The following is a 19,879-nucleotide window of genomic DNA, read 5'->3' as shown; positions in this document are numbered from 1 at the left end:
GTGATATACTTAACTGTTTTTTCGGCTTTAATTTACAGCAGGAAGCGAAATGGCGGCCTCTCCCGAAAATCAAAAGGATGTGCAGGACAATTCCCAAGCGCCGATGAGCCTGGAAGAGCAGCGTAAGCGGCTGCGCCAGCTCATCGCGCTGGGCAAAGAGCGGGGTTATCTCACCTACGCCGAGATTAATGACCACCTGCCCGAAGACGTCTCCGACGCCGAGCAGATCGAGAACATCGTCACGATGATCCAGGGTCTCGGCATACAGGTCTACGACGAAGCGCCTGACGCCGAAACGCTGCTGATGTCCGATGCGACGCCGGCTGTGGCCGACGAGGATGCGGTGGAGGAAGCCGAAGCAGCCCTGTCTTCGGTAGATTCCGAATTCGGCCGCACCACCGACCCGGTGCGTATGTATATGCGTGAGATGGGCTCGGTGGAACTCCTTACCCGCGAAGGCGAGATCGAAATCGCCAAGCGCATTGAGGACGGCCTCAAGTACATGATCCAGGCGATCTCGGCCTGCCCAGGCACGATCGCCGAGGTGCTGGCGCTGTACGAGCGCGTGGAAAAGGAAGAACTTCGCATCGATGAGGTGGTGGACGGCTTCATCGACCCCGAGGCCGAAGCCGCCGAGGAAGAGGTGCCCTTTGCCGAGCCGGCCGAGGAGGGCGAGGACGCCCTGCTGGAGGACGAGGAAGAAGGCGAAGAGGCCGATCCGAGCGCCGTCAACAGTGCCAACCTGGAGGAGCTCAAGCGCCAGGCGGCCGAGCACTTCACGCGGGTGCGCGCACTCTTCGAGAAGATGATCAAGGCCCTCAAGAAGGAAGGCCACAAGGGCGAGAACTACCTGGCCCTGCAAGAAGCGATCACCGAAGAGTTCATGAAGATCCGCTTCTCCACCCGCCAGATCGAAAGCCTGTGCGATTCGCTTCGCAGCAGTGTGAACGAGATCCGCAGCTACGAGCGTGACATTCAGGACATCTGTGTGTCGCGGGTGCGGATGGGTCGGGAGCATTTCATCCAGACTTTTCCGGGCAACGAGACCAATCTGGAGTGGGTGGAGGGCGAAATCGACTCCGGCAAGCCATGGTCCGAAGCGCTGCAGCGCTTTCAGTATGCGATCATCGAAAAGCAGAGCAAGCTTGCCGCGTTGCAGGAGCGCACGATGCTGCCGATCAAGGCGCTCAAGGAAATCAACCGTCAGATGTCGACGGGCGAATCCAAGGCGCGCCGTGCCAAGAAGGAAATGATCGAGGCCAACCTGCGCCTGGTGATCTCGATTGCCAAGAAGTACACCAACCGCGGCCTGCAGTTCCTCGATCTGATCCAGGAAGGCAACATCGGCCTGATGAAGGCAGTGGACAAGTTCGAATACCGTCGCGGCTACAAGTTCTCCACCTATGCCACTTGGTGGATCCGTCAGGCCATCACCCGTTCGATTGCCGATCAGGCGCGCACCATCCGCATTCCGGTGCACATGATCGAAACGATCAACAAGATGAACCGGATCAGCCGGCAGATCCTGCAGGAGACTGGCCGCGAGCCGGACCCGGCAGAACTGGCCGAGAAGATGGAGATGCCCGAGGAGAAGATCCGCAAGATCATGAAGATCTCCAAGGAGCCGATCTCCATGGAAACGCCGATCGGGGACGACGACGACTCGCATCTTGGCGACTTCATCGAGGATTCGGTCACCATGGCCCCTTCCGAGGCCGCAATGTATTCCAGCCTCAAGGACGCGACCAAGGAGGTGCTGGATACGCTGACGCCGCGCGAAGCCAAAGTGCTGCGGATGCGCTTCGGCATCGACATGAACACCGACCACACGCTGGAAGAGGTGGGCAAGCAGTTCGACGTGACCCGCGAGCGGATCCGCCAGATCGAGGCCAAGGCCCTGCGCAAGCTGCGTCATCCGACCCGCTCGGAACGCCTGCGCAGCTTCCTGGACAACGAACCGGGCAATCAGTAAGCCGCTTTATTTGCTATAATGCGCGCCCATCGGGCCTTTAGCTCAGTCGGTTAGAGCAGAGGACTCATAATTCTTCTGCATCAGGGAAGCGCATAAGAAGTTTTGCTTTAGTTTCAAACGGTTCAGGTGGTTTCACCCCCACCTGAACCAGCAGTAAAACCGTTGTCTGGTGCATGTCTGGTCCAGAGAACGGCAAACCGGAAGGTCGCCAGTTCAGGGCTTTTCGGCGTTGTAGTTTCGGGCCTGTAGCTCAGTCGGTCAGAGCAGAGGACTCATAGCGTTAAGTTGTGCCATACGTTTGGAAACTGCGTATGGGATGGTGTCAAATTCGGCGAACCCTAAGTGCGGTAACGCATACGGCAACGCCGAGCCAAGCTTCGATGCGAAAACATCGTTGAAGGTGTAGAGACTAGACGGCACCCACCTAAGGCGAAAGCTACGGTGAAGGCATAGTCCAGGGAGTGGCGAAAGTCACACAAACCCGAATCCTTTGGTCCAGGGTTCAAGTCCCTGCGGGCCCACCAAAGTCAGAGCCCCAACCGGAAACGGTTGGGGCTTTTGTCTTTTTGCCTGACAAATGGAAACAGTTCGCTCACACCGAGGACGGCAATTCGGCCAAAGCGGACAAGTAGCACTCTCTTAGCGCTACCCGGCGACCGCTTGAAAAAAACAAGAAACCAAGCCTCCCTTGCCTCAGGTCAGAGCGACCGTCCTGAAAGCGTCGCCGAAGGCGGCGAACGGTATGCGCACTGACTGCCACAACCCCATGCCTCCGTCCGTTGGAGCGTGCTCTCTCACCTCGCCGGGGTCCAAAACGGCGAGACGCGGCGTGTCGCTCGAAACGTCCCAAAGATGAAAGGCGTGGAATAAGGCATCTTCGGCCACCTCCCATTCGTTGCGCGAAACGTAAAAATATCCGGCCAGTCCCTGAGTGCTCGTCTTCACCTCGATCACCAGCCTGCGGGAGTCACCCATGTCGAGCCTCGAAAGGACGTCGTAACCGTCCGAGTTGCTGTCCAAGGCGACCCATTTCGGGTCGGCGCCCGTTCTGCGCTTCTCGTATTCCAGAGTCAGGCGCTCGCCGGTCCTTCCGATTTCCGTCAGTGCTTCGTCTCTGATGCCACGTGCCCGGCTCGCCAAGGCATCCCAGAAGGCCACGGTCTCCGCGTCCCCGTCATAGGCGAGCCCCGCTTCGACGAATATTTGTCTTAGCTCCTTTGGAGCGTGCATCAGCACCTCGCGGCGCCCCGAGGAGGCCAATTGAAGCCAAGGAGGATCTCGCGCGTCGATGTGGTCCAGCACCAGAACACGCAGCTTGGCGCGACTGCTTGGGGCGGCTAGGGCTCGCTCGCCTCGCGGAGTAGGCTTGAGGAAGCCGTCAGTACCCACCGACAGCCAGCGAATGTCCAGCGCAGCGTCCAGTATGTCCTGCGACGGAACGGCTCCCAAGGACAGCGAGTGGACTCCGCCGGGAAGCAGAGGGTAGCTTTCCACCACAGAGAGCAGTTCTATGCAGCCGAAAGCCACACTCGGGGACATGGGTCTCATATTCCGCCTCCGAGAGAGGCTAGAAGAGCTCTGACATCCCCTTCGTCGAGCCCGGTCCCGCCAAAGTCCTCGTCCTCCTCGTCGGGGTCCATAGGCACCGGGGCGATTTTCAGGCCCGAGTCGTTCAAGGCGTCCGCCATCTGAGCGACCTTGAACTCCAGCCTCTGGCGGACCGTCTCGTCCACAGTGCCCGCGCATTCGACGATTTCGATGGTGGTCTGCTGATTTTGCGAGAGGCCAAGTCGATGGATGCGATCCTCGGACTGAAGATACTGCGCGGCGTTGAAGTTTCGATCGAGATAGATGGCGTGGTGGCAGACCGTATGGAGACTTATGCCTTCCCCTGCGGCGGCGGGGTTGGCGACCATCACCATGACTCCCGGATCGTCGTGGAAGAGACGAATCTTCCCCTCGCGCGTCTCGTCGTCATCCTCGTCCCCGGCATCCACGCCGCCGTGGATGAAAACGGCCCCCAAGTCCTGAAGTTTCTCGGCCAGAAATTCGACGTTCTTCACGAACGACGACCAGATCAGCACCTTCTTGCCTTCTCGCGCCAAGGAACGAGCGCGCTTCATGACGTATCTCAACTTCGGGCCGCGTCCTTCGGAGATTGCTTGCGCTAGCTCCTTCGAGTGCGCGAAGGTTATCTCCTCGGCCAGCAGGGCCGTGTTGGACACGAACTGAAGGATTCTGGCAACGGAGCGACCGAGATGCCTGAAACGCTGCTTGCCCGTCTGGCTCAGGGCATTGGCGGCCTCTCGTGCCACCTCGCTCTTCATGAGTTCGTATAGACGAGCCTGAAGCGGGTCCATTGTCAGCGTCTTTCGAAGCCTGGTTACCGGCGGCAAGCCGAGCTCGGTCTTGTTCGTCCGCACATAGATCGGCTTGACCAAGTCGATGACGTTCTCTTCCGCAGCCTTGATTTCCGGAAAGAGGAAGTTGAACTGAGGAAGCAGATCGGACGGAGCCTGAGGCATCGGCGTGCCGGACATGACCAGCTTGCTGACGGGCAGATGGGAGAAGCCGAGAACGGCGTCGGTGGAGATGTTGTTCCTGCCCTTGATCCGGTGGCTCTCGTCGAGGAATACGTGGACGCGACGCCCTGCGAGATGCTCGGATATCGCCTCCCTCACTCTGGCGAGTTGCTGATAGCCAATAATCATGAAGCGCGGGTCCGCTCGCAACTGACCGGGAATCTTGTCGCCCTTTCTCAGGCGCACGAACGCTCCCATGCCGGGCAGACACGAATCCAACTGTTCGTCCCAGGCGGCGAAGGCGTTCTTCGGCGCGATGACCAGCAGGCGGTCCTCCGGCTGAGCTCGACAGGCAAAAGTCGCCAGCGCCTCGGTCGTCTTGCCCGCCCCAGGAACGGAGAAGGTGGCTCCTGCCGGCAGCGCGCCGAGGAGCTTCACGTTTCGAGTCTGCTGCGGCGTGAGATTTCTGACGAACCCGGCGGCTTTCAGTTTTTCCGCGAGTTCCTCGTCCGAGAGACGAACGGCATTGGTCGCCTGATCGTATCCGATGGCTCGCTGATGCGCGGCGCCGAGATGGGCGGTCGCCGCCTCGGTGATTTGGAAGTGCTCGTTGCTCTTGAGTCTGAATCCCTTGATTAGGTCAAGAATCTCCGGGCGCAGCGCCAGAAAGCTCCACCACGGAACGCTCACGGCGGTCGCGCCCTCCGCGCTGGACTCCTTGGTGGACGAGATAAGCATGTCCTTGGCTATTCCGACCCAGGCCGATTTCGCGTCAGCCTCGTCCCAGTAGACGACGGCCCTGCGGTCGCGCTCTCGATAGTCGAAGACCAGCACGCTCTCACCCTTCCTTTTCGGACAGCCAGGTTTCGATCGCCTCGACCCCAGAGCGGATCTGTTCCAGTTGGGCCTTCACGCCCGCGATGGAGGTCTCGGGTCTGAGTCCGTGCCCGACGGCGTTCTGGATGAGCGTATTGGCCTTCTTCAGCGTCTTGGCTAGGAAGTCGGCGGCCTCGCGCTCTTTGCCTTGTTCGTCCTGAGAGCGAATCACCTCAATCACAACGTCGCGCGCCTTCTTCAGCGACTCCTCGTCCTTGCGCATCTCCGCCACCAAAGCGATGGCCGGTGGCGGTGCGGTGACCGCGCTTTTCTCAGGTTTCCCACTGCCGAAGGCCATCTCGGCGGCCTCGTCTACTTCCGGGGCGGGGAGGGGGAAGGCTTCGGCGAGGCCCGTCTTGACGGCCTCCAAATGCACCTTCACCTTCGGAATGACCGCGTAGAGACGCTCGCCCGCGCCGCCTGAGTCGTCGATCAGGGAGAACGCGGCGTGCTTGATTATTTCCCTGTCGCTGGCGGAGTCCGTCGCACTCAGGGCTTTCAGAAGTTCCTGGAAGGCATACTTGTCGCCGCTGACCTCGCTCCAAGTGTTCGCCTTGCCGCGTGTCTCCAAGTATTCGGCAGCGAGGTTCCGCATCGCGAGCAGGTCCTCGATTTCGCTCTTCTTCTTTCCGTAGAGTTGGCACAGTTGAGCGGTGCTGAACCCGTGAAGCTTCTGTTTCTGAAGCATCATGGCCGCCTCGGCGTCCCATGTGTAGTCGCTACGAATGTCCTTCTCGATTTGCAGCCTAGCCTCCAGCCTGTCGAGCTCCTGTTCGTCGCAGTGAGGCAGGACAACGACGTCCACGTGGCTGAAATGCCCGTATTCCTTTGTGTCGTTTTGATACAGCAGTCGCCAGCAGCACAGACGACGGTTTCCGTTGAGCACGAATCCGTTCTCGTCCAGAAGCAGAGGCTCGACCTGCTTGTTGGCCGACACCTCGAACTTGCGAAGGAGGCCTTCATCCTTGACCATGCTTTGGAGGATTTGGTGCTGGGACTGCTGGATGTCTTCCAGTTCCGGATCTCCGTTGTCGAAGAAGTCCGGTTGATAGCTGTGGAGTGCGGCGAACTCCTGCTGAGCCGATGCCGTTCTTCCGTTGGCGATGCGGTATTTTGGGAGATTGATGGGCACGCGCAGGATGGGCAGGGATACGGTCCCTCCCTTGAAGTTCTCGATTCGATGCGTTTCGGCGTGAGGCTGAGCGAGGAGCTTCTTGAACTCCTCGCGCCGATCGATCAGCGGCCATCCGAGGAAGGACTGCTTGGGCGGAGGGGGAATGACGGACGCGACGGACATTGGGACTCCTATTCGAATGCGAAGACGGCTATGGGCATGTGGATAACCTTCTGGAATATGTGGAGCTCGGCTATCAGGCGGTCCGCGTTGGCTATGTTCAGTCCGAGAACTCTTGCTGCCGGCGCTGCCGGGAGGATGAAGGCCGCCGCCTTGATCGAGTTCTCCATGTAGAGTTTCTGAAGCTTCAGGAGGTCCGCATACATGCGCGACATGTTTCCTCCCGTCTGGATACAGAGCCCGACCGCGTTCTTTTTCGAGGCGATGGTTATCTTCGATGGCGGCTCGACCTGCACCTCACCGGACCATCCCGCGTTACCGAGCAACCGAACGAGCTCCTTTCGTATCTTCGCCGCCGAGCCCTTCTTGACGATGACGTTGCAGGCGGAGATCGCGTCCTCGATTTCTTGACGTTCCTTAGCCGGCAGAAGCGTGTCGGCGCTTTGGTGGGAGAAGGATGTGAACTTCAATGGTTTTCCTCGTGCTCGGCTTCCGAATATTCGTGGGCAACGACACTGGACTAGGACGAATGCATGGAACGCCTAGCCAATGTCATTTAGGCCAATTTTCGCCGGAAAAGTCCTTATTCGTCGACTACGGGCTTGGAGAGACTGCTGCGGGTGTGGTCGTAAAGCGGCTGATCGTGCGGACGGAAGCGAACAGAGCCTTCGTCGGTCTGACGCAGTCGCTCGAATCCAGTAGCGGCGAATCCCTCGTCGAGCTCGCATCCCCAGAAGCGCCGTCCGTGCAGAAGCGAGGCCACGCCGGCCGATGCGACGCCAGCAAATGGGTCGAACACCAAGTCGCCCTCGCGACTCATCGAGAGAACGAGGCGCTCGATGAGGCCCACGGGGAACTGGCAGGGATGCTCGGTCTTCTCGACGTGGTTGCTCTTCACGTTCGGAATGTTCCACACGTCCTCGGGATTCTTTCCCAGAGGATTACCGGAGACCTGGCCCTTCTTCGGGCCCTTGAAGTGCCGCTTGCCGGGGTATTTCGAGGGAACACGGACGGGGTCGAGGTCGAAGAAGTAGTCGTCGCTCTTCGTGTACCACATGACCGTCTCGTATCGTCCCGAGAACCGGCGACGGCTGTGCAGCCCATGCCCGAAGTGCCAGATGATGCGATTGCGAAGTTGCAGGCGATGCTTCTTGAAAATCGGTGCGAACTCTATGTCGAGCGGCGATATCTGTCCGTTGTCTACGAAGTTGCCTACCTGCCAGCAGATCGATCCCGTCGTCTTCAGACGAGGAATGATCAGGTCGATGATTCGCTCCTGCCATTCGAGGTAGCGTGATAGGTCGTCCTTGGTCTCGTAGGACTTGCCGATGTTGTAGGGTGGGGAGGTGACTACGAGATCGAAGAGCGGCACCTCGGGCAGTCCCGAAAGAAATGCCTCGGAGTCGCCTCTCCACATGGCCGCTCTCTCGTCGAGGACGTCCTCCGGAGCGCCCCTCTTGGCGTCCAGCAGAACCGCCTTCGTGTCCTTCGTATCATTCGGCCCTCGTCTCTGGGTCATGCAGGCCCTCGCGTCCTCTGCGTCTATGTTTTTTGTGATTTGAAGCATCTTCTGTTTTAACCCCTGCCGGCGCCCCCTTCGCGCCGGCTCGTCTGCCGCAGAATGAAGGAGAAACACGCCGTCGGATGGCTGTTTACGTCGAAAAAACCCTGCTAGATCGCCTTTCGAAGAGCGGGGACTACTGCCATCATTTTCGCAGGTAAGCAAGTCTCGACACAACCTGACAGAGGGAGGCTTGTCCCGAATTTCGTGTAGAGCCGCCGTTCGATCACCACGCGCACGATAGTCAGCAATAGCCGAGACGCTGCCAATGGTTAGAGGTGGGGTGCGCATTTCACTCATGAAAAATCCCGGGAGTTGCCCCCCGGGATTTTCTCGACATCAATCACTCAACCGCACAGTAGGCAATCCCATCCTCAGCGCTGAGATCAAAGCAATGTCCTGCTTCGACCGTGTTCAGGAAGCTATCAACGATCATGAACCCGCCGAGATTGGCGATACTGCCAATACCCTTGCGAGACTTGATCGCTGAAAAGCCAACGCTCTTTACCTTACGGCGCGCGCGCTGTTCCAAAGCCTTCTCTGCACGTTCTTGTTGATTCGACATCATGGTGACCTCCATCTTTCAAAGATTTGAAAAATGAAGAGCGGACTGGAGGCGCCCAGGGTATCCATCCCTACTTCACATCGGCGTAGACGGAATTGTCCAAACCGCTGGTGAATCACCTTGCCACAATCAGTACCGACAAGCCGGCACAGCCCAAGCGTTCCGCAAAGAATACGCTCGGCTCGAAAAGCGCTCAAGGCTGCAATGCGTAAGAGCCTGCGTGCTCAACCAGATTTCATTCTCCTGACCCCTGTCGCCGCAAGGTGCCCGGGGTTTTCCATTTCTGACCAGGAGAATCCCATGCTTTCCCCTCCCCCTATCCGGACGATGTCGACGTCCGCTTTGCTTGCGTTGCTGCTCGGTGAAGAGGCCGCCCAGCGCCTCGCCGGTCGATCCTTGATCGACGTCTTCGCACTCCACGCCGGCCGCACTCTGCTCAACGAAGTTCATGCCGGTTATGGTCCTGAGCGCACGCTGGAAGCCTGTAAGGAGTTGATGGCGCGGGCGCTCGCCGAGACCATGCGCTTGGGCGACTGTCTGAGCGATCCAGCCACCATCCGTGATTATCTGCGCCTAATTGCCGGCGGTCTGCCCCATGAGGTTTTCATGGTCCTGCTGCTGGATGCCCAGAACCGCCTGATCGATTGCGTCGAGATGTTCCGCGGCACGCTGACGCAAACGTCGGTCTATCCGCGTGAAGTCGTCAAGCTGGCGCTGGAGCGAAATGCTGCTGCTGTCGTATTCGCCCACAACCACCCGTCCGGCGTTCCTGAACCGAGTTCTGCCGATGAGGCGCTGACGCGTTCGCTCAAAAGCGCGCTTGCCTTGGTCGATGTACGCGTCCTGGATCATTTCATCGTTGCTGGCACGGCCACACCCGTGTCGTTCGCCGAACGCGGATTGCTCTGACGGCAACCGCTGCCATTCCCTTTTGTCACCCCTGAATCAGGAGCCCATCATGCTTCCAGCTTTACTCATCGCACCGGTAGTAGAGGCCATCGTTATTGCCGCGGCAAACGCTGTCGTCAAGCAACTGCTCGATGACGATTCGCGCCGCAAATAGCTCGCTTTACCCCAAGGCGGACTCACCGCCAGCTGTACTTCCCCTATCACGCCGATGCCCTGCTCTGGGCATCGGCGTTTTGCTTTTCTGAACCGTATTCCCTACCCGGAGACAACCATGACCACCGAAACCACGCAGTACCTGAAACTCAAATCCGCCGAAGCACAAAAGCTCGGTCGAAATGGCGGCGCAATCAGCTACCTGATCCTGACCGATACGGACCGCCAGCAGTTGTACGTGAGCATCACCGCTAACGACAGCGGCGGCTATTTCAGCAACGAGATCGCCCGCTTCGACGGGATCGAAGCCTGTATGCCGGCCGATCACACCCAGCCGTTCCCAGCCAAGGCCTTGATCCCGGCCTTTGTCAGCCGCAGCGCGAATCAACCTTCCTTCTGCGCAGCGCTGCTGCGTGCCGAAGGGCTGACGGCCGCCGCTGAAGGCAAACCACACCTGCACCAAGTCGTCGGTGACTGGGCGGACTGGAAACGCTCCATGCTCGCCTTGCCGGGCGAGCCCTATGCTCCACCGACAAAGGAGGCTCAAGCGGACCGTCAAACGTCCGGTCCCGGGCCGGGGTTTTCGGCGGGTTTTCGCAGCGAATGGGGGCGGTTTTTGCCATCACTTCTCCGTTAGATCAAGAAGGTTGTTTCACCCTCGTACGGCACCACCATACTTAGACTTTGCTGTGGTATACGCGAGCAAGGGTAGACGGTATACTTTCCTGTTCGGTAGGCCCAAAGGACCAAAAACAGGGGTCTCACTACCCCTCATAATCCTTTGGTCGCGGGTTCGAGCCCCGCAGGGCCCACCAGGCATCAAGGACTTGCAGCCAGCGCTGCAAGTCCTTTTTCCATTTCCTTTAACGGCTGACCGAGGTTGGCCGAAGCGGACAGACGCGGGTGCAAGATACGCTTTCCAGCAGGCTGGTCGACCGGCCTGCGCTCGAATGGTTGCAGGCTCTGCGCGGGCTGGCGGCATTTCTGGTGGTGTTGGTGCATGCCCGGGGGGCGCTCACGGGCTCGCCCTGGGCAGAGGCTGTGCAGGAGGTGCTGTACCACGGGGCGATGGGGGTAGACCTGTTCTTCATCCTTAGCGGTTTCCTGATGGTCTACACCACGCGAACGCTGCCGGGTGGTGTGGCGGATGCCCGCGTGTTCCTGCTCAAGCGCATCGTGCGCATCTGGCCGGCCTATGCGGTGCTGACGGTGCTGACCTTCCTGACCTTGCAGGGGGTGCACGGGCTGGTGGAGCCGGCAGGGCGCGAGGCCCTGCTCAAGACGCTGCTTTTCGTCCCGGTCGACCCCTACAACCCGCTGTACTTCAGCATGGCACTGCCGGTGGGCTGGACGCTGACCTTCGAGATGTACTTCTACTTGGTGTTTGCGGCGGCCTTGCTGCTGGGACGGTGGCGCTGGCTCGGCATGGCGGCCTGGTTCGGGTTGACCTTGCTGGCGGTACCCATGGCACTTGGCCATTTCGATTGGGGCGTGTTCGACCAAGCGGTGATCGGGCAATGGGCGTATGCCAACCTTGCCATCAACCCGATGGTTTGGGATTTCCTCTTCGGCATGGTGGCCGCCTGGCTCTACTTCCACCTGCCCGGGCCGCCCACCCCTCGTGGAGCGGCGCTGTTGGTGCTGCTGCCTCTGGCGGCGCTGGTGGCGCTGGCGGTGGCGGATGTGTGTTCCACGCATGGGCCCACCCAGTGGGGCGGTCCCTTGGCGCTGGTGTTCATCGGGCTGGCGCAGTCCAGCAAGACCCAGCGTCTGCCCACGCCCAGGGCGCTGCTGTGGCTGGGGGAAATCTCCTACGCGCTGTATCTGGCGCACCCGCTCGCCCAGCATTTCCTGGGTCTGGCGGTGGGCCGCTTGGCAGGGACCCAAGCCACGCACGGGCCCGTCTACCTGCTGCTCGCCACGGGGATGTCGCTGGTGGTGGGAGCCTGGGTGTGGCGGCATGTGGAGGTGCCGGGCAGCCGGCTGGCCCGGCGTTGGCTGTTGCCACAAAGGTTGGCCGAAGCGCCGCCCGCGATCGGCCCCGTATCCTCATGAAAAACGGCCCGTATGGGCCGTTTCCTGTTGCGTCAGCGTTGGCTCATTCCGGCTTCAGCACCTTGGGATTGGAGTTGCCCCAGACGGTGTAGAGGTCGGCCAGCAGGGCACCGTTGATGTCCTCCACCTCTGCCTGGGTGATCTCGGCCTTGCCCTGCTTGCCGAACAGCACCACTTCCGCGCCGGGCTTTACGCCCGGGATGTCGGTCACGTCCACCATCGTGGTATTCATGGACACTTTGCCCACCACCGGAGCGCGCTGGCCATTGATCAGCACGAAGCCTTTGTTGGTGAACACACGGCGGTAGCCGTCGGAGTAGCCCATGGGGATGTTGGCCAGCACCGAGTCACGCTTGAGCGTGAAGGTGCGGTCATAGCCCACGGTGTTGCCGGCCGGGTAGCGGTTGACCGACGCCACGCGCGATTTGAAGGCCATCACGCGCTTGTACTCGGTGTAGCTGGGTACGGTGTCGCCATAGAGCGCGCCACCGGGACGTACCATATCCAGCCGGGCTTCCGGTACCTCCAGCGTGGCGAACGAGTTGGCGCAGTGCAGCGTCAGCTTGTTGCGATCCAGGCGGGCGGTCTTGATCAGCCAGTCGGTTTCCTTGTTGAACACTGCCAGGCCTCGGCGGACGTCGTCCTTGTCCTCCACGGGGAAGTGTGTCATCAGCCCTACTAGGTTAAGGCCGGGCAAGCGCACCAGCGCCAGTGCCTCACGGCGCCCCTGCTCGGTGGAAAGCTCCAGTCCGTTGCGGCTCATGCCGGCGGAGTTGAGGCCCAGATGCACCGACAGCGTCTTGCCGTGGCGACGGGCGATCTCGCCCGCCTGCCGAGCAAAGTCCAGGTTGCCCACCAGCTCTTCCATGTTGTACGGCAGCGCGCCTTCCAGTTCGCCCAGCGTCGGGGTGCGCACCCGCATCAGACGGCCGGTGAAGCCTTTCTCGCGCACAATGCGTGCTTCTTCGTTGCTGGCCACGCCGATGCAGGGCACGCCCGTGGCGATCACGGAGGGCACCAGCAGGCCGATGCCGTGGCCATAGGCGTCCGCCTTCATGATGGCGCAGATCTTGGTCTTGTCGCCCACGGTGGCCTGCAGTGTGCGGATGTTGTGCTCGAAGGCGGCGCGGTCGACCTCGATCCAGGCATTGCTGGTGGCCGTAAGACTGCTGGTCTTGTCGTAGCTGGAAAGCGGCAGCTCCGGCGCAGCCAGCGCTGCGCCCGATACAAAGCACGCGGCCAGGGAGGCGGCCAGAAGGGTACGGGCAAATTGCATCGTTGTGTTCCTTGCAGAGGGATGAAGGGGACAGCGCGCCTTGGCGCGGAGCCTTTATAAAATCCTGCTGGTTTTTAACAGCTTTGTCATATTACGTGTGGGTGCCGGGGCTGTCGCTAGCAAAGGGCGACATGAATGGTCGTGTCTCGCACCGGGCGCGGCTGGGGCGCCGCCCGGCTGCCTTGCGATGCCGGTGCGATAGGGCGAGAATCGCTGACTCCCGCAGGGGTTGCCAGGTCCCGGAATTGCTCCCGTAGAGGGCGGCCGGGCCGGCAGCCCTGGCCGAACGACGCCGTTACCGATCGCATGCCACCATCGATGAACATCAAACTACTGCTTTGCCTGCCTCTGCTGCTCTGGCTGGGGGCCTGTTCCACGCTGCCCCCCGCCCCCACGGTGCCGGGGCCGTCCACCACCGGCGCGCGCTATACCCCGGTTCCGGTCGACAGCCTGCCCGGCTGGACGGCTGAATCCCACGCGGCCTCGCTCCAGGCCCTGCAGCACAGCTGCCGCGCACTGGCCAGGAAGCCCAAAGACTGGGGGGCCTGGCAGGCGGCCTGCCTGGCTTCGGCCAACGTCGACGTGCAGCAACCGGCGGGCGTGCGCCGTTACTTCGAACAGTATTTCAATGCCTGGTCCGTTTCGGATGGCAGCCGCGTGCAGGGGCTGATCACCGGCTACTACGAGCCCTTGCTCAACGGCAGCCGCGTACGCACCGAGCGCACCCCGTGGCCGGTATACGGGGTGCCCTCCGACCTCTACACCTTCGAGCCGGGCCCGGCAGAGCGGCAGCGGGGTGAGGGCATTGTGCGCGTGGTCGGTGCCAACCGGCTGGCGAGCGTGCCGGGCGCCACGCAACCGGCATCAGGTCAGTACCGGGTGCGGCTGGCCGACTTCGTTACCGACGGCAAGACCACGCGCCTGAAGGGTCGTCTGGAAGGCGACCGCTTCGTGCCGTACTACACACGGGCCGAGATCGAGCAGGGCAGGGGCGTGAGCAGCGCGCCGGTATTGGCATGGGTGGAAGACCCGACCGAGCTGTTTTTCCTTCAGGTGCAAGGCTCCGGCCGCATCCAGTTGGAGGACGGCACGCTGCTGCGCGTGGGCTATGCCGACCAGAACGGCTACGGCTACCAGTCCATTGGCAAGACCCTGGTAGACAGCGGTGAGATGACCCTGGCCGACGCATCGATGCAGGGCATCCAGGCGTGGGTGCGGGCGCATCCGGACCGGCGTCAGGCGTTGTTCAACAGCAACCCGAGCTATGTGTTCTTCCGGGTGCTGGGACACGCCGAGGGTGGCCCGATCGGCTCGCTGGGTGTGCCCCTGACCGACGGCTACAGCATTGCAGTGGACCCCCGCTATATCCCGCTGGGGGCGCCGGTGTTCCTGGAAACCACCTGGCCCTTGAGCAGTACGCCGCTGCGCCGGCTGGTGCATGCACAGGACACCGGCGGTGCCATCAAGGGCGCGGTGCGGGCCGACTTTTTCTGGGGCTTCGGCACTGAAGCCGGCATGTACGCAGGACGCATGAAACAGCAGGGCCGCCTGTGGCTGCTGCTGCCCAAGGGGATGGACCCGGCCGCCAGCGCCGGACGATAAGGCTGACACCATGAGACAAACCACAGCAATCCTTGCCTGCCTGGCCATGCTGGCCCTGGCCGGCTGCAACCGTGGCCAGAAGGCGGAAGAAGCCGAGACCGCCAAGCCCGCTGCGCCGCCGGTGCGTATGCTTGCGGCGCTGGATATCGTCACCGCCAAGGTGGGGACGGTTTCGGAAGCGGTGCCGTTCACCGGCACGCTCAACCCCGAGAAGAGCAGCCAGGTGGCGGCCCGTGCGGAGGGAACGGTGCAGTCGGTATCGGTTCGCGAGGGACAGACGGTGCGCCGGGGCGAAGTGCTCGCGGTCATCGACAGCGAGACGCTGCGTCAGAGCGTGATCCAGCAGGAAGCGCAACTGGCCAACAACCGGGCACGCCTGCGCCTGTCCCAGCAGAAGCTGCAGCGTCAGCGGGAGCTGGTAGAGCGCGGCTTTATCTCGCGCTTGGCCTTTGAAGAGCTGCAGAGCGATTACGCCGTCAGCGAGGGCGAGGTCCGCGCTCAGGCCGCGGAGCTGGCTCGCGCCCGCCAGGATCTGGCCGAGGCCGTGGTGAAGGCCCCGCTCGACGGCGTGGTGTACCAGAAGAAGATCAATGTAGGGGACGTGGCCGCCCGCAACACGGTGCTGTTTGCCGTGGCCGACCTGTCGGTGCTCGAGGTGGAAGCCACGCTGCCGGCGCAGCGGGCCGCCAGCGTGAACGTCGGTCAGACGGCGCGCTTCAAGGTTGAGGGTGGCTCCACGGTGTTCCAGGGGCGGGTAACCCGCCTCAATCCGGTCGCAGCGCCGGGCACTCGCAGCTTCACCGCCTATGTGCGCGTGGACAACCGGGACGCGCGCCTGAAAGCCGGGCAGTTCGTGCAGGGGGACATCGTGCTGCGCGAGCTGCCGGAGGCCGTCAGCCTGCCCCAAGCGGCGGTGCGCGAGGCCGACAAGAGTCCGTGGGTGATGGTGGTGCGCAACGGCCGCTTGGAAAAACGGCCGGTGGAGATCCTGCTGACGGCCGACACCACCCGCACCGTGGCGGTCAAGGGGCTGAATGCCGGCGAGGTGGTGCTTTCGGCCAACCTGATCGGCATGAAGCCGGGCGACGCCGTGCGCTTGCCGAGCGCGGGCTGAGGAACACACCATGTGGCTCACCCGCATCAGCATCCACAACCCGTATTTCGCCACCGTGCTGATGCTCGCACTGGTGGTACTGGGCTTCTTTTCCTGGGCGCGTCTGCCGGTGGAGGAGTTTCCGGACATTCGCTTCCCGGTAGCGGTGATCTCCACCCAGTATACCGGCGCCTCTCCGACAGTGGTGGAGAGCGAAGTCAGCCGGCCTATCGAGGAAGCCGTCAACACTATCAACGGCATCAAGCACATCCGCTCCTATTCTTTTGAAGGCAGCTCGGTGGTGATCGTCGAGTTCGAGCTGTCGGTGGACCCGAACGTCGCCGTGCAAGACGTGCGCGACCGCGTCGGCTCGGTGCAGGGCAGCTTCCGGCGCGAGATCTCCACGCCCACCGTGTCCCAGTTCAATCCCAACGACCAGCCCCTGCTGTCGATCACGCTCAGCTCCCCCTCGGTGGACGAGCGTACCCTTACCACCTGGGTGGACAATGTACTGAAGAAGCGCCTGCAGACGGTAGGCGGCGTGGGCGAGGCGCAAGTGATCGGCGGTCTGCAGCGCGAGATCCGCATCCAGATGGACCCCCTGCGCATGGAAGGCCTTGGGCTGTCCGTTTCCGAGGTGGCCGACGTGGTGCGCAATGCCAACCGCGACTACCCGGCCGGCACGGTGGAGAGCACGCAGAACGAACTGGCAGTACGGGTAGCCGGCAAGCTGCGTACGCCGGAAGACTTCGCCAATCTGATCGTGGCCGAGCGTGAGGGCGTGCCCATCCGGCTGGCAGAAGTGGCGGACGTGCGCGATGCCGAGGCCGAGCGCAACAGCATCTCGCTCATCGACGGCAGGCCGGCGGTAGGGATCGATATCCGGGCTGCCCGCGGTTCCAACGTGGTGCAGGTAGCCGACGGCGTCAAGCGCGCCATCGACAGCCTGAAAGGCCAGATGCCGGCTGGCACGCAGGTGGTTTACACCTACGACAAGTCGCAGGATGTGCGCAACTCGCTGTCCGAAGTGCAGTCCACGCTGATCGAGGGTGCTGTGCTGACAGTACTGATCGTGTTTCTGTTCCTCGGCAGCTGGCGCAGCACGGTCATTACCGGGCTGACACTGCCGGTGGCGCTGATCGGCACACTGTTCGCGGTACAGGCGCTGGGCTTTACCCTCAACCTGATGACCCTGATGGCCCTGTCGCTGTCGATCGGCCTGCTGATCGACGATGCGATCGTGGTGCGCGAGAACATCGTGCGCCATGCCAACATGGGCCGCAGCCACTACCACGCCGCGCTGGAAGGCACTCAGGAGATCGGCCTGGCAGTGCTGGCTACCACCCTTACCATCGTGGCGGTGTTTCTGCCGGTAGGGTTCATGAGCGGCATCATCGGCAAGTTCTTTCACCAGTTCGGCCTGACGGTAACGGTGGCGGTGCTGATCTCATTGTTCGTCAGCTTCACGCTCGATCCGATGTTGTCCTCGATCTGGTACGACCCGCACCGGCACGGTGACGCGCACCGCGGGCCGCTCGGGCGCTTCCTGGATTGGTTCGAGCGCTCGCTGGACCGGCTGGGCGAGCGCTACGTGGGGGCCATCCGCTGGGTGCTGGGACACCGCAAGACCACCATGCTGGTTGCGCTGGCCATCACCGTGGGCAGCTTCGCGCTGGTGCCGCTGGTAGGGGGTGAATTCCTGCCGCGTGAGGACAAGGGCTCGTTCCAGGTCAGCATCAAGACCGCACCCGGCTCCTCGCTGGATTACACCCGCGCCAAGTCGGTGGAGCTGGACGGCGAACTGCGACGCGCCATGCCGGAAGTGCATCGCATCAGCATCTCGGTGGGCGCGGGCAGCTTCGGTGCCGGCAAGACCGAGGCACGGCTGGTGGTGGATGTGGGCAGCAAGGACACCCGCGAGCGTGGTCTGTTCCAGCTGATGGCCGAAGCGCGCAAGGCGGCGCAGAAGGTGGCCGGCATTGAGATCCAGTCGATCGAGGAGCTGGGCAAGGCGGGCGGCGGCGGCAAGCCGGTGAACCTCGGCCTGCGCGGTACCGACGTGGCCGAACTGGAGCGCACTGCGCGCGCGCTGACCGAGCGTCTGAAAAAGATTCCGGGTGTGACCGATGTGGAGTCCAGCCTGGCCGATGCCGACCCTGCGCTCAATGTGGTGCTCAACCGCGAGGCGGCTTCGTCGCTTGGGGTGGACTTGGCCCGCGTGGGCGATAGCCTTTCCATCTTGCTGGCGGGCAACGTGGTCACTACCTGGGAGGCGCCGGACGGGGAAAACTACGACGTGCGGATGCGTGTGCCGCGCGAGATGCGTCAGAGCGAGCTGCTGGACGTAATGACGGTGGCCGGCAAGCGCAGCGATAGCGGCGAGGCCTACATGGTGCCGCTGTCAGCCGTCACCCGCATGGAAGAGACAGTGACGCCGCGCCAGATCAACCGGGTGGACATGCAGCGCGAGATCGCGCTGACGGCCAACATCAGCGGCCGCGACAACACTGCGGTGTTTGCCGACATCAACACCCTGACGCAGGGCTTCGACCTGCCGCCGGGGGTGACGATCGCGCAGGAAGGCGAACGTCAGGACATGCAGGAGTCGCTGGGCTACGCGCTACAGGCGCTGGCGATGGGGGTAATTTTCATCTACATGATCCTGGCCGCACAGTTCCGCAGCTTCACCTTGCCGGTGGCGATCATGATGGCGCTGCCCCTGGCCTTCGTCGGGGTGTTCGTGGCCCTGCTCCTGTGGGGCAGCACGCTCAACATGTTCTCGGTGATCGGCATCGTGATGCTGATGGGCCTGGCCGCCAAGAACGGCATCCTTCTCGTGGACTTCATCAACCAGGCGCGCCGAGAGGGCATGACACGCGAGGAGGCAATCGTGGAGGCGGGCCGGGTGCGGCTGCGGCCGATCCTGATGACCAGCCTGGCCATGATCTTCGGCATGCTGCCCTTGGCACTGGGCACCGGCGAGGGTTCCGAGACGCGGGCACCAATGGCGCATGCGATCATCGGGGGGCTGGTCACCTCCACCCTGCTTACGCTGCTGGTGGTGCCGGTGGTCTATACCTACATGGACGGCCTGCGGCAACGCCTGCTGCGTCTTTTCAAGGTGCCGCCAAGCCCCGAGGAGGGCGGACCACAGGGTACGCCCTGAGTCCGTCCGGTTCCAGTCAAAAGGGTTGGCCGAAGCAAAGGCTTCGGCCAACCCTTTTCGATGTCTGCGGCAGGGGGCCGTTCAGTCGGCCAGGGCCACCACCACGCGCTTGTTGCGCGCCCCTTTGCTCTCGATCTTTTTCACCAGCACACGGCCGATCTCGCCGGTACGGGCCACATGCGTGCCGCCACAGGGCTGCAGGTCGACTCCGTCCACCTCGATCAGCCGGATCTCGGGCAGATGCAGCGGCGGCGTGACCGACATCGTCTTGATCAGCTCGGGCTGGGCCTGCAAGGCCGCGCCCGAGGTCATGCGCACGTTTACCGGATGGTTGGCGGCGATCAGTTGGTTCAGCGCCGTCTCGATCGCCTCGCGCTCCAGTTCCATGCCTTCGGGCAGGTCGAAGTCCAGTCGTCCGCTCTGGTCGTTGAGGTTGCCGCCGGTCACGCCGGCCCGTATCACCACCGAAAGCAGATGCAGGCAGGTGTGGATGCGCATGTGGCGGTGGCGCCGGTCCCAGTCGAGTGTCAGGCGCACCGGCGTGCCTTCCGCGAGCAGGGGGCCGCCATCCTCGACGAGATGGAGGATCTCGCGTGTTTCACGGTCACGGCGGGTATCGCTGATGCGCAGCACCCGGCCATCGTCGAACGTCAGCACGCCCGTATCGCCGGGCTGACCACCGCCCAGCGGATAACAGAGGGTCTCAGCCAGAACGAGGCCGCGGGCGTCGTGGCGCTGAACGTACGTGTCCAGCTCGGTCGCATACGGGTCGAGATAAAAGCGTTCCTGCATGGTTTCTCCTTGTTGGTCTACCACACAGGGTGCACCGGTAGGC

The 19,879-nt window shown here is 62.3% G+C and carries 15 protein-coding genes; 7 read left to right on the top strand and 8 right to left on the bottom strand.

The features are described 5' to 3' along the window. Window positions 1-49: 49 nt before the first annotated feature. Window positions 50-1,972, top strand: coding sequence for an RNA polymerase sigma factor RpoD (rpoD, locus tag EV669_RS06360; RefSeq protein WP_132098186.1), 1,923 nt, complete (start codon window positions 50-52; stop codon window positions 1,970-1,972). Window positions 1,973-2,665: 693 nt separating this feature from the next. Here the strand turns inward: rpoD and EV669_RS06355 are convergent. The 6 genes from EV669_RS06355 to EV669_RS06330 all read right to left on the bottom strand — a co-directional run bounded on the left by EV669_RS06355 (window position 2,666) and on the right by EV669_RS06330 (window position 8,793). After that, the gene (locus EV669_RS06355) at window positions 2,666-3,520 is read right to left on the bottom strand and encodes a DUF3883 domain-containing protein (protein ID WP_132098185.1); all 855 of its coding nucleotides are present in this window, start codon (window positions 3,518-3,520) and stop codon (window positions 2,666-2,668) included. Continuing rightward, window positions 3,517-5,328, bottom strand: a complete 1,812-nt coding sequence (locus EV669_RS06350; RefSeq protein WP_207913793.1) for a DEAD/DEAH box helicase — start codon at window positions 5,326-5,328, stop codon at window positions 3,517-3,519. Before EV669_RS06350 ends, EV669_RS06355 begins: the two co-directional genes overlap by 4 nt. A 4-nt stretch (window positions 5,329-5,332) precedes the next feature. Beyond that, a complete protein-coding gene (locus EV669_RS06345; protein ID WP_132098184.1) occupies window positions 5,333-6,667 on the bottom strand; it encodes a hypothetical protein in 1,335 nt (444 codons plus the stop codon). Window positions 6,668-6,675: 8 nt separating this feature from the next. Continuing rightward, the gene (locus EV669_RS06340; RefSeq protein ID WP_165922716.1) at window positions 6,676-7,134 is read right to left on the bottom strand and encodes a hypothetical protein; all 459 of its coding nucleotides are present in this window, start codon (window positions 7,132-7,134) and stop codon (window positions 6,676-6,678) included. 113 nt (window positions 7,135-7,247) lie between these two features. Beyond that, complete coding sequence (locus tag EV669_RS06335; protein WP_132098182.1) at window positions 7,248-8,183, bottom strand: DNA-methyltransferase; 936 nt, start codon at window positions 8,181-8,183, stop codon at window positions 7,248-7,250. Window positions 8,184-8,568: 385 nt separating this feature from the next. Continuing rightward, a complete protein-coding gene (locus tag EV669_RS06330; protein WP_207913791.1) occupies window positions 8,569-8,793 on the bottom strand; it encodes a hypothetical protein in 225 nt (74 codons plus the stop codon). A 297-nt stretch (window positions 8,794-9,090) separates the two neighbouring features. Between EV669_RS06330 and radC the strand changes: the two genes are divergently transcribed. The 3 genes from radC (at window position 9,091) to EV669_RS06315 (ending at window position 11,907) form a co-directional block, all read left to right on the top strand. Next, window positions 9,091-9,699, top strand: a complete 609-nt coding sequence (radC, locus tag EV669_RS06325; protein WP_132098181.1) for a RadC family protein — start codon at window positions 9,091-9,093, stop codon at window positions 9,697-9,699. A gap of 271 nt (window positions 9,700-9,970) precedes the next feature. Further along, complete coding sequence (locus EV669_RS06320) at window positions 9,971-10,489, top strand: hypothetical protein (protein ID WP_132098180.1); 519 nt, start codon at window positions 9,971-9,973, stop codon at window positions 10,487-10,489. A 266-nt stretch (window positions 10,490-10,755) separates the two neighbouring features. Continuing rightward, window positions 10,756-11,907, top strand: a complete 1,152-nt coding sequence (locus tag EV669_RS06315; protein ID WP_165922715.1) for an acyltransferase family protein — start codon at window positions 10,756-10,758, stop codon at window positions 11,905-11,907. A 43-nt stretch (window positions 11,908-11,950) separates the two neighbouring features. On the opposite strand, the gene alr is transcribed toward EV669_RS06315, so the two are convergent. Further along, complete coding sequence (alr, locus tag EV669_RS06310) at window positions 11,951-13,183, bottom strand: alanine racemase (protein ID WP_054284513.1); 1,233 nt, start codon at window positions 13,181-13,183, stop codon at window positions 11,951-11,953. 318 nt (window positions 13,184-13,501) lie between these two features. On the opposite strand from alr, the gene mltA reads away from it, so the two are divergent. The 3 genes from mltA to EV669_RS06295 are packed head-to-tail and all read left to right on the top strand — an operon-like array spanning window position 13,502 to window position 19,044. Next, window positions 13,502-14,785, top strand: coding sequence for a murein transglycosylase A (mltA, locus tag EV669_RS06305; protein ID WP_055433176.1), 1,284 nt, complete (start codon window positions 13,502-13,504; stop codon window positions 14,783-14,785). 10 nt (window positions 14,786-14,795) lie between these two features. Further along, window positions 14,796-15,899 (top strand): efflux RND transporter periplasmic adaptor subunit, encoded by a 1,104-nt coding sequence (locus tag EV669_RS06300; RefSeq protein ID WP_132098178.1) that lies wholly within the window; start codon window positions 14,796-14,798, stop codon window positions 15,897-15,899. Window positions 15,900-15,909: 10 nt separating this feature from the next. Then, window positions 15,910-19,044 carry an efflux RND transporter permease subunit gene (locus tag EV669_RS06295; protein WP_054284516.1) on the top strand — a complete coding sequence of 1,045 codons (3,135 nt, stop codon included), beginning with the start codon at window positions 15,910-15,912 and terminating at the stop codon, window positions 19,042-19,044. Between the two features lie 81 nt (window positions 19,045-19,125). Here EV669_RS06295 and EV669_RS06290 read toward each other — a convergent pair whose 3' ends face one another. After that, window positions 19,126-19,836: an alanyl-tRNA editing protein gene (locus EV669_RS06290; RefSeq protein WP_054284517.1), complete on the bottom strand. Its 711-nt coding sequence runs from the start codon at window positions 19,834-19,836 to the stop codon at window positions 19,126-19,128. Window positions 19,837-19,879: the final 43 nt, after the last annotated feature.

Source organism: Gulbenkiania mobilis (assembly GCA_004346645.1).
GTDB lineage: Bacteria > Pseudomonadota > Gammaproteobacteria > Burkholderiales > Chromobacteriaceae > Gulbenkiania > Gulbenkiania mobilis.
This window is presented reverse-complemented; position numbering and strand designations above follow the sequence as displayed.